Source organism: Streptomyces atratus, assembly GCF_040655115.1.
GTDB lineage: Bacteria > Actinomycetota > Actinomycetes > Streptomycetales > Streptomycetaceae > Streptomyces > Streptomyces atratus_D.
On record NZ_JBFAJH010000098.1, the window covers coordinates 1 to 10,102 of the forward strand.

11 protein-coding genes and 1 pseudogene are annotated in these 10,102 nt (G+C 70.4%); 2 read left to right on the forward strand and 10 right to left on the reverse strand.

Features of this window, described 5'->3' with window-relative positions; genetic code table 11:
* Positions 1-85 precede the first annotated feature (85 nt).
* Positions 86-507 (forward strand): annotated as a pseudogene (gene tnpA / locus AB0I23_RS40345) (IS200/IS605 family transposase); the annotation flags it as partial.
* A gap of 275 nt (positions 508-782) precedes the next feature.
* Here tnpA and AB0I23_RS40350 read toward each other — a convergent pair.
* The 7 genes from AB0I23_RS40350 to AB0I23_RS40380 form a co-directional block, all read right to left on the reverse strand.
* Positions 783-1,136 (reverse strand): hypothetical protein, encoded by a 354-nt coding sequence (locus AB0I23_RS40350; protein ID WP_037697728.1) that lies wholly within the window; start codon positions 1,134-1,136, stop codon positions 783-785.
* A gap of 45 nt (positions 1,137-1,181) precedes the next feature.
* On the reverse strand, positions 1,182-1,394 hold the full coding sequence (locus AB0I23_RS40355) for a hypothetical protein (RefSeq protein ID WP_359118130.1): 213 nt from the start codon (positions 1,392-1,394) through the stop codon (positions 1,182-1,184).
* 43 nt (positions 1,395-1,437) lie between these two features.
* The gene (locus AB0I23_RS40360; RefSeq protein WP_359118133.1) at positions 1,438-1,791 is read right to left on the reverse strand and encodes an MmcQ/YjbR family DNA-binding protein; all 354 of its coding nucleotides are present in this window, start codon (positions 1,789-1,791) and stop codon (positions 1,438-1,440) included.
* Positions 1,788-3,080, reverse strand: a complete 1,293-nt coding sequence (locus AB0I23_RS40365; protein ID WP_359118135.1) for a hemolysin family protein — start codon at positions 3,078-3,080, stop codon at positions 1,788-1,790. The genes AB0I23_RS40360 and AB0I23_RS40365 overlap by 4 nt, the downstream gene beginning before the upstream one ends.
* Entirely contained in the window at positions 3,077-3,574 is a 498-nt protein-coding gene (gene ybeY, locus AB0I23_RS40370) for an rRNA maturation RNase YbeY (protein WP_030921061.1), read from the reverse strand. The genes AB0I23_RS40365 and ybeY overlap by 4 nt, the downstream gene beginning before the upstream one ends.
* 12 nt (positions 3,575-3,586) lie before the next feature.
* Positions 3,587-4,603: a PhoH family protein gene (locus AB0I23_RS40375; protein ID WP_359118139.1), complete on the reverse strand. Its 1,017-nt coding sequence runs from the start codon at positions 4,601-4,603 to the stop codon at positions 3,587-3,589.
* A 136-nt stretch (positions 4,604-4,739) separates the two neighbouring features.
* Positions 4,740-5,849: a carbohydrate kinase family protein gene (locus AB0I23_RS40380; RefSeq protein WP_359118141.1), complete on the reverse strand. Its 1,110-nt coding sequence runs from the start codon at positions 5,847-5,849 to the stop codon at positions 4,740-4,742.
* Positions 5,850-6,199: 350 nt separating this feature from the next.
* Here AB0I23_RS40380 and AB0I23_RS40385 point away from each other — a divergent pair, with 350 nt between their 5' ends.
* Entirely contained in the window at positions 6,200-7,546 is a 1,347-nt protein-coding gene (locus AB0I23_RS40385; RefSeq protein ID WP_359118143.1) for an MFS transporter, read from the forward strand.
* On the opposite strand, the gene AB0I23_RS40390 is transcribed toward AB0I23_RS40385, so the two are convergent.
* The 3 genes from AB0I23_RS40390 to AB0I23_RS40400 are packed head-to-tail and all read right to left on the reverse strand — an operon-like array spanning position 7,522 to position 9,908.
* Entirely contained in the window at positions 7,522-8,568 is a 1,047-nt protein-coding gene (locus tag AB0I23_RS40390) for an adenosine deaminase (protein ID WP_359118145.1), read from the reverse strand. The two genes, AB0I23_RS40385 and AB0I23_RS40390, sit on opposite strands and share 25 nt — an antisense overlap.
* Before the next feature lie 27 nt (positions 8,569-8,595).
* Complete coding sequence (locus tag AB0I23_RS40395) at positions 8,596-9,513, reverse strand: ribonuclease Z (protein WP_359118149.1); 918 nt, start codon at positions 9,511-9,513, stop codon at positions 8,596-8,598.
* 35 nt (positions 9,514-9,548) lie between these two features.
* Positions 9,549-9,908 (reverse strand): histidine triad nucleotide-binding protein, encoded by a 360-nt coding sequence (locus AB0I23_RS40400; RefSeq protein ID WP_359118147.1) that lies wholly within the window; start codon positions 9,906-9,908, stop codon positions 9,549-9,551.
* Between the last annotated feature and the right edge of the window lie 194 nt (positions 9,909-10,102).

Here is a 10,102-nt window from a genome sequence, read left to right on the forward strand (position 1 = left end):
GTGGGCCGCATGAGGAACTTGTACGCACGGATCACCCGGCCCACCCCCTCCCGGTCAGCTTCGGAGATCATACTCCAATTGGCTTATGTCACGACATAGGGAACCAAACTCCGATATTCACACCGGCCGCCACGTCGAGTACCACTTCACGCTCACTTGGTGTTCCTCACCAGATACCGGCGCGGCGTGTCCGATGACGCCATGCTGAAACGGTGCGAAGAGATCATGCGCGAGGTCTGCGCCGGGTTCGAGACGGAGCTGCGCGAGTTCAACGGTGCAGCCGACCACGTCCACCTTCTCGTGCACCACCCGCCGAAGATTGCCCTCTCCAGGCTGATCAACAGCCTGAAGGGCGTCAGCTCCCGGTACCTGCGGGCCGAGTACACCGACCGCATCAACCGGACCGGCATGGGACCGGTGTTCTGGTCCCGCTCCTACTTCGCCGGCTCCTGTGGCGGCGCACCGCTCACCGTGATCCGCCAGTACATCGAAGGACAGAAGCGGCCCACCCGACCGTCACCGACGCAGACGCAGAGAACTCCGGCGCTCCGCGCCTCCGCGCTCAGGATGCGTTTCCCTCCCCGGCTGAAGCCGGGGATACCCACGCAAGATCAGGGATGGAACCCCCTCCTGCGGGAAGCGGCGCGGCAGCTCTTCTACGCCGACAGGGGGCCCTTGATGACTTCGGTCGAAAAGAAGTCAATGGCAGCGAAATGCCCCGACTGATGGGCCATCAGACTGTCAGGATCCCTGCCCCGCAGGGACCCTGACGACATCCGATGTCAGCCGGCCGTCACGCTGACCCGCACCGCGCCGTCCGGCCCGGCCAGCAGCACCGGGGTCTGCGGCCCGCCCAGGTCCCGCACGGCGGCGCGGTCCGCGTCCGACGGGGTCTCGGCCTCGGAGACGATCGCGGCCGCCTCCAGAGACGTGGCGCCGCTGGCCACCGCCATCGCGACGGCGGTCTGCAGGGCGCTCAGCTTGAGCGACTCCAGCTGTACCGTGCCCGCGACATACGTGCGTCCGGTCTCGTCCCGTACGGCCGCGCCCTCCGGCACTCCGTTGCGGGCGCGGGCGCTGCGCGCCAGCGTGACGATCTTGCGGTCCTCGGGGCCGAGGTCGGTGCTCTCAGTCATGTGCCGAGCATACGAAGCGGAAGGCCGGGAACCGCACGAGGGCGGTCACCCGCTCACCCGGCACATCGAGCCGCGGCGGCCTTCCGGCGAGGCGAGCCACTGGAGCGTGGCCTCCGTACCGGTGTCCGGCCACGGGGTGTCCACGACGCAGGGCGGGCTGTTCGACGGTGTGCGGATGGTGGTGGGGGTGGCCCCGGTGATCCCGGTCTCGGCAGGGGTGGCAGTGGCGGCGGAGCTTCGTCGCGCATGACGGGCCACAGCCGGCCCCTGCGGCGACGGCGGGCCCGGGTCCGGGCCCGCTCTACCCCCGGTCCAGCCGCAGCCGCTCCGCCCGCGGCAACCCCGCCACCACCAAGTCGTACGAGTCCTCGATCAGCTCCCGCAGCACCGGCCCCGGCACCCCCGACACCGTCACCGTGTTCCAGTGCCGTTTGTTCATGTGCCACCCCGGGACGATCGCCGCGTACTCCTCCCGCAGCCGCACCGCGTCATCCGGATCGCACTTCAGGTTGACCGTGAGCGGCCGTGCGTCCAGCGTGCTGAGCGCGAACATCTTGCCGAGCACCTTGAACACCGAGGTCTCCGGTCCGAACGGAAACTCCTCGACGCTCGCGTTGAACCCCAGGCAGAACGCCCTCAACTCCTGCGAGGTCATTCCGCTTCCGCCTCCTCCGGCACCACCGGCTCCACCAGCACCGTGACGATCTTGTTCCGGCGCCCCGCCGGGGACTCCGCGGTGAGCCGCAGCCGACGCCCGTCGGGCAGGTCGACGACGGAGGAGGCCCCGGCGATCGGCACCCGGCCGAGCGCCTTCGCAAGGAGTCCGCCGACGGTCTCCACGTCCTCGTCGTCGAACTCGTCGAGGCCGAACAGTTCGCCCAGGTCGCCGATGTCGAGCCGGGCGGTCACCCGGAAGCAGCCGTTCTCCAGCTCCTGGACGGGCGGGAGCTCACGGTCGTACTCGTCGGTGATCTCACCGACAATCTCCTCCAGGATGTCCTCGATCGTGACGATGCCCGCCGTGCCGCCGTACTCGTCGACGACGACGGCGACGTGGCTGCGGTCCTGCTGCATCTCGCGCAGCAGATCACCGGCGTTCTTGGTGTCCGGCACGAACGCCGCGGGACGCATCGCCGTGGAGACCGGATCGGCCTCCGACTCCCGGTTGATGTGCGTCTTGCGGACCAGGTCCTTGAGGTAGACGATCCCGACGATGTCGTCCTCGTTCTCCCCGGTGACCGGGATCCGGGAGAACCCGGAGCGCAGGGCCAGGGTGAGCGCCTGCCGGATCGTCTTGTACCTCTCGATGCAGACCAGGTCCGTCCGCGGCACCATCACCTCGCGCACCAGCGTGTCGCCGAGCTCGAAGACGGAGTGCACCATGCGCCGCTCCTCGTCCTCGATCAGCGACTCCTGCTCGGCAAGGTCGACCATCGCGCGCAGTTCCGCCTCGCTGGCGAACGGGCCCTTCCGGAACCCCTTGCCGGGGGTGAGCGCGTTGCCGAGGAGGATCAGCAGCTGTGGGATCGGGCCCATGATCCTGGCGAGCGGCAGCAGCACGTACGCCGCCGCCGTCGCCGTGTTCAGCGGGTGCTGCCGCCCGATGGTGCGCGGCGAGACGCCGATGGCGACGTACGACACGAGGACCATCACGCCCATCGCGACGGCCAGCGCCTCCCAGGCTTCCGGGAACTCCTTCAGGCAGGCGTACGTGACGAGCACGCCGGCCGACATCTCGCAGGCGACCCGCACGAGCAGGGCGACATTGAGATAGCGGGTCGGGTCGGCCGCGACCTGTTCCAGCTTGTCGCTGCCGCGCCGCCCGGAGCGCACCGCCTCGGCCGCCCGGAAGCTCGACGTCCGGGCGATGCCCGCCTCGGCGCAGGCCGCCAGCCAGCCGATCACGACCAGGAGAACGGCACCCAGGACGAGGGGGACGCTCACGAGACGGTGGGGGCGGGCGACGGGCCGGTCAGGCCGTGCTCGGCACGCCAGCCGTCCACGATCGCCGCCTGGAGACCGAACATCTCGGCCTTCTCGTCCGGCTCCTCGTGGTCGTACCCCAGCAGATGCAGCACCCCGTGGACGGTGAGGAGCTGGAGCTCCTCGTCCATGGAGTGCTGGGTCTCCGCGTCCTCGCCCTGCTTCTTCGCGACCTCCGGGCAGAGCACGATGTCACCGAGGAGCCCCTGCGGGGGCTCCTCGTCGTCCTTGGCCGGCGGACGCAGTTCGTCCATCGGGAAGGACATGACATCCGTCGGCCCCGGCAGGTCCATCCACTGGATGTGGAGCTGCTCCATGGCGTCGGTGTCCACCACGATCACCGAGAGTTCGGAGAGCGGGTGGATCCGCATCCGTGCGAGCGCATAGCGGGCGATGTCGAGGATCGCCTGCTCGTCGACCTCGGTTCCGGACTCGTTGTTGACGTCGATCGACATGGTGCGCTGCGACTACTTCCGTTTGTGGCTGTCTCGGTTGTCGTACTTCTCGTACGCGTCGACGATACGGCCGACCAGCTTGTGCCGGACGACGTCCTGGGAGGTGAGCCGCGAGAAGTGCACGTCCTGCACGCCGTCCAGGATCTCCTGGACCTGACGCAGACCGCTCTTGGTCCCGTTCGGCAGGTCGACCTGGGTGACGTCACCGGTGACGACGATCTTCGAGTCGAAGCCGAGCCGGGTCAGGAACATCTTCATCTGCTCGGCGCTGGTGTTCTGCGCCTCGTCGAGAATGATGAACGCGTCATTGAGCGTGCGGCCACGCATGTACGCCAGCGGCGCCACCTCGATCGTGCCCGCCGCCATCAGCCGCGGGATCGAGTCGGGGTCGAGCATGTCGTGCAGCGCGTCGTAGAGCGGGCGCAGATACGGGTCGATCTTGTCGAAGAGTGTGCCGGGCAGGAACCCGAGCCGCTCGCCGGCCTCGACGGCGGGCCTGGTCAGGATGATCCGGGTGACCTGCTTGGACTGCAGGGCCTGGACCGCCTTCGCCATGGCGAGATACGTCTTGCCGGTACCGGCGGGTCCGATGCCGAAGACGATCGTGTGCTTGTCGATGGCATCGACGTAGCGCTTCTGGTTGAGCGTCTTGGGGCGGATCGTGCGACCGCGGTTGGAGAGGATGTTCTGGGTGAGCACCTCGGCGGGCGTCTCGCCCTGCGGCTCCCCCTGCCCGTTGCCACTCGCCCGGAGCATGGCGATCGACCGTTCCACTGCGTCCTCCGTCATCGGCTGCCCGGTGCGGAGCACGAGCATCATCTCGTCGAACAAGCGCTGGATCAGGGCGACATCGGCTGCGTCACCCGTGGCTCTGATTTCGTTGCCCCGGACATGGATATCGACCGCCGGGAACGCCGTTTCGATCACGCGCAACAGGGAGTCCCCCGATCCCAGGAGCATCACCATGGGGTGTGCGGCCGGAATCATGATCTGGGCACGCGCCTGCGGCTGTGTGGGTGTCTGAGTCATGGGCCGGCCCTCGGGCCTGCACATACCTCCCGTTGCAGGGTTCTCGCCGCTCGACAACCTCTGGAACCAAGCCTACGACTCCGCACGGACAACACCGAGGGCTTTTTCGCACACGGTGCGAACATCAGTGCCCGCGTCACGCGGGGTGGCGGAAGCCGATCGTCGGTACGGCCCGGCGCAGCGGCCACGGCCGGGCGGCGGCGGGCAGCAGATGCTCCAGGAACGCGTAGCGCTGGAGGGCCGCCGGGTCCTGCCCGTCGCAGGTGCGGACCCGCTGCCACCAGGCGGCGATCTCCGCCCAGCCCGGCGCCGACAGCGACCCGCCGAACTCCTGGACGGAGAGCGCCGCGGTCAGTCCGGCGAAGGCCAGCCGGTCGGCCAGCGGCCAGTCCGCCAGGGTGCCGGTGACGAATCCGGCGACGAAGACGTCGCCCGCGCCGGTCGGGTCGAGGGCCTCGACCTCGATCGCGGGCACCTCGGCGGTGACACCGGTCGCCGCGTCCACCGCGTAGGCGCCCTCCGAGCCCAGCGTGACGACGGCGAGCGGCACCCGTTCGGCGAGGGCGCGGGCGGCGGCACGGGGGCAGTCGGTACGGGTGTAGCGCATCGCCTCCTCCGCGTTGGGCAGGAACGCCTGGCAGTGCCGCAGGTCGGGCAGCGCGTCCAGGTCCCAGCGGCCGGTCTCGTCCCAGCCGACGTCGGCGAAGATCCGGGCGCCGTGCCGGGCCGCGACGGCGACCCACGGCTCGCTGCGGCCGGGGGTCAGCGAGGCGACAGCGGCGCGGGCGCGCGGCGGGCAGCGCGGGAAGGCCCGGTCCGCGTGCGAGGGGGCGGCGGGTGGCGGGGCCTCGTGGCCGTGCGAGACCATCGTCCGCTCGCCCTCGTACGCCATGGAGACGGTCACCGGCGAGTGCCAGCCGGGGACGGTGTGCGACATCGAGAGGTCGATGCCCTCGCCCTGTTCGAGGGCGTCCCAGCAGTACTCCCCGTAGTGGTCGTCGCCGAACGCGGCGGCGAGCGAGGTGTGCAGTCCGAGCCGGGCCAGCGCGGTGGCCATGTTGGCGACGCCGCCGGGGCTGGAGCCCATGCCGCGCGCCCAGGACTCGGTGCCGCGGACCGGGGCGCTGTCCAGGCCGGTGAAGACGATGTCGAGGAAGACCGTGCCGGTGAGGAACACGTCGCAGTCCGGGTCCTGCGGGGCACGCAGCCCGTCCAGTGGGTCGATGCCTGGATTGTCTGTGCTCACCTTGCACTCCCCGGTCGTGGCAGATCCGGCCAGTGTGCCCGATGCGCCCCTGCATCCGATGGGTCCGCGCCGTCGCGCCGGGCGGGCGTGAGCCGGACCGGTGCCTGACGCGCCCCGGGTCCGCGCACACCAACACTGACCTGCGTAAACATGCGCTGTTACCCGCTTCGTAAGACAGCAAACACCAATGTGACCCAGATCACTCAGAGGTGCCTTTCGGTCGACTGTGCGCACTTGATACAAATTGGCCCGCACGCACCGTCGCCGATCGACACCGACGAGTGCCACGTCCCCCCGCTGTACCCCTCCCCGCCTTCCCTGCCTCCTCCGGCATGTCTTCAGGAACGCCCATGTCCCCGCGCCCTCGCGCCGCGTGGCCTCTGGTCGCCGTGTTCACCGCCGGTTACCTCGCCGCCTATCTGCTCCCCACCATCGTCGGCCGGCTCTCCACGCATCTGGGCCTCAGCGCGGCCCAGGCGGGTCTGGTCGGCAGCGCGCTCCTGCTGAGTTCGGCCACCGCCGGGTTCGCCCTGGCGGGCCGGGTCGAGCGGTACGGGTCGCGGAGACCGGCGCGGGCCGGACTCGCGCTGGCCGTGGTGGGCTACGGGTGCGCCGCCCTGGCCGGTTCCGTGCCCCTCGTGGTCATGGGCGCGGTGATCGGCGGGCTCGGCTCGGGTACGGCGACGGCCGTGGCCGCGGCCGGTATCGCCGCGCAGCGCGACCCGCACCGGACCTCGTCCCTGGGCCTGCTGAGTGTCTCCGCGACCGCGGGCACCCTCTACCTGACGATCCCTCACCTGGGTGGCGGCCACCGGCTGCCGTTCGCCGCGATCGCCCTGGTCGCCCTGCTGGTCTGGCCCGCCACCGCGCGGCTCGGCGGCTCGGCGCCCACCGGTTCGACGGCGCCGGTGAGCGGCCGGCTGCCGCACCGCCGCTCCGGTCTGGTGCTGGCGGGCGGCATGCTCGTCTGGTCGATGGCGCAGAACGCGCTGTGGGGGGTCAGCAGCCGGATCGGCGTGTCCCAGGCCGGGCTCTCGGAGGTCACCATCGGCGCGGTGTTCGCCGCCGCGCTCGGCGCCGGCCTGCTCGGCGTGATGGGCGCCGGAGTCCTGGGCGCCAGGCTCGGCCGGGCCGTCCCGATCGGCCTCGGCACCGTGATCATCGCGGGCAGCATCGTGCTCAGCTCGTCGGCCGCGGGACTCGGCTCGTTCGCCACCGGCGAGATCACGTGGAACACCGTCTACCCGGTGGTCCTGTCGTACCTGATCGGTCTGGCCGCGTCCCTGGACGTACGGGGCCGCTGGGCGGTTCTCGCGGGCTCCGCGTCGTCCGTCGGCGTGGCCTGCGGCCCGGTCCTCGGCAGTGTGCTGTCCGAGACGGCCGGCTACCCGGTGATGGGCCTGATCCTGGGCGCCGTGACCCTGCTGGTCGCCGCCCCGGTCACGGCCGTCGCGCTGCACACCGGCGGCCGTCCGCTGGTGCCCGGCTCCGTCCGCCGCCGGGGCGGCGCCCCCGCGGCGCTGCTCGCCGCGACCACCGGCACGCTGTCCGGCGCGGTGCCCAGGATGGGCGCGCCGGAACAGGCCGTCACGGAGATCAGCATGCCCGCGCTGCGCCGCAGGCGCCTCGGCAGGAACGCGTTCCGGACGGCCGGTCCGTCGGGCGCGGACGGTCAGAGCCTGCCGGGTGACCTCTGATCGGGCGGACGAAGGTCACCCGGCAGGCTCTGGTCGAACTCGTACGCCTCGACCTCCGACAGGTAGCGCGACCTGCGCTCCTCGTCGTGGTCGAGGAAGGCCGCCTCGAAGGAGTTCCGGGCCAGCGTGCGCAGCTGCTCACGCTCCAGTCCGAGCGCCTCGTGGACGGCATGGAAGGTGTCTCCGACGTATCCGCCGAAGTACGCGGGGTCGTCGGAGTTCACCGTGCAGAGCAGCCCGGCGTCCAACATCGCCCGCAGCGGGTGCTGCTCCAGGGTGTCGACGGCGCGCAGCCGTACGTTGGACAGCGGGCAGAGGGTGAGCGGCACCCGGTCGGCGACGAGCCGCTTCACCAGGTCCGGGTCCTCCATGCAGCGCAGCCCGTGATCGATGCGCTCGGCTCCGAGGACGTCGAGCGCCTCCCGGATGTACTCCGGCGGCCCCTCCTCTCCGGCGTGTGCGACCTTCCGCAGCCCGAGCGCCCCGGCCGCCTCGTACACCTCACGGAACTTCGCGGGCGGATGCCCGACCTCCGCCGAGTCCAGGCCGACGGCGCTGATCCTGTGCAGGTACGGCTTCGCGGCGTCGAGGGTCTCCAGGGCCGATTCGGCGGACTGGTCGCGCAGGAAGCACATGATCAGCTGGGTGGAGATGCCGTGGGTCTCCTCGCTGCGGTCGAGCGCCCGGCCGAGTCCTTCGACGACGGTGCCGATCGGGACACCGCGGGCGGTGTGCGCCTGCGGGTCGAAGAAGATCTCCGCGTGGCGGACACCCTGGGCGGCGGCGCGGGCGAGGTAGGCGTCGGCGAGCTGCTCGAAGTCCTCCTCGGTGCGCAGCCCGGCCATCAGCGCGTAATAGAGGCCCAGGAAGGTCTGCAGGTCGTCGAAGAGATAGGCGGTGCGCAGCTCTTCGGTGTTCGCGTACGGCAGCTCCACGCCATTGCGTTCGGCGAGGGCGAAGGCCAGCTCGGGTTCCAGGGTTCCTTCGATGTGGAGGTGGAGTTCTGCCTTGGGGAGATGCACGGGTTGCTCCCTCACTGTTGCTGCGGGTTACTGATGCTGTTGATGACGGCTCGGCACAGGAACACTCATCAGGTCCTGGGCGATGGTCAGTTCGCCCTCGAACCCGGCTGCTCGGGCCTGGGAGGCGAAGGCGTCCGGATCTCCGTACCGCTGCGAGAAATGCGTCAGCACGAGATGCCGTACGCCCGCGTCGCGCGCGACCCGGGCCGCCTGTCCGGCGGTGAGATGACCGTGGTCGGTGGCGAGCCGTTCGTCCTCGTCGAGGAAGGTCGACTCGATGACCAGCAGGTCGCACCCGTCGGCAAGCGCGTACACGCCGTCGCAGAGCCTCGTGTCCATGATGAACGCGAAGCGCTGGCCGCGTCTGCGCTCGGAGACCTCGTCGAGTGCGACGCCGCCCAGCGATCCCTGCCGCTGGAGCATCCCGACGTCCGGCCCGGTGATGCCGTGCTCGGCGAGCTTGGCGGGCAGCATGCGTTGCCGGTCGGGCTCGACGAGGCGGTAGCCGTACGACTCGACGGGGTGGGAGAGCCGGTGGGCGTGCAGGGTGTATGCGGCGGTCTCGGCGAGGATCCCGTCGGCCGCGACGGGGGCCTCGGTCAGCTCGACGGACTCGCGGTAGGCGGTCGCGTACCGCAGCCGCTCGAAGAAGCGCTGCCCGCTCGCCGGGTAGTGCGCGGTCACGGGGTGCGGGACCTGGTCGAGATTGATGCGCTGGATCACCCCGGCAAGGCCGAGGGAGTGGTCGCCGTGGAAGTGCGTGACGCAGATCCGGTTGATGTCGTGCGCGGCGACACCGGCACGCAGCATCTGCCGCTGGGTGCCCTCGCCGGGGTCGAAGAGGATGCCCTCGCCGTCCCAGCGCAGCAGATAGCCGTTGTGGTTGCGATGCCGGGTGGGGACCTGGCTGGCGGTGCCGAGGACGACGAGTTCGCGTACGGACATGGGTGCGGCGGCCTGTGATTCGGGGGTGTTCGGCGTTATCCGGGCGGCCACTGCAGTCCCCGGCCGCCCAGGACGTGGGCGTGCGCGTGGAAGACGGTCTGCCCGGCACCGCTGCCGGTGTTGAAGACGACCCGGTACCCGGTGTCGGTGATCTTCTCGTCGGCGGCGACAAGTGCGGTCTCACGCAGTATGTCGGCGACGATCTGCGGTTCGGCGGCGGCGAGCGCGGCGGCGTCGCGGTGGTGGACGCGGGGGATGACGAGTACGTGGGTGGGGGCCTGGGGGTTGATGTCGCGGAAGGCGACGGTCGTCTCGGACTCGCGGACGATGGTTGCCGGAATCTCTCCCGAGACGATCTTGCAGAACAGGCAGTCGGGCTGCGGTTCTCCCGCCATGGCCGGGCTCCTCGGTCGCGTGGACGATCAGTACACCGGCATGTTATCGGGCCGGGTCCGGTGGGTGCGGGGGCGTCTGATGCCCGTGCGCCGTCGAGAACCGTTCCTAAACAGTGTCCAGGAGTGAGCCTTGTACCCACGTCCCGGAACTGCGCGCATCCCGAACGGTTTTGGATGCGCTGGTCCCCCGCGTT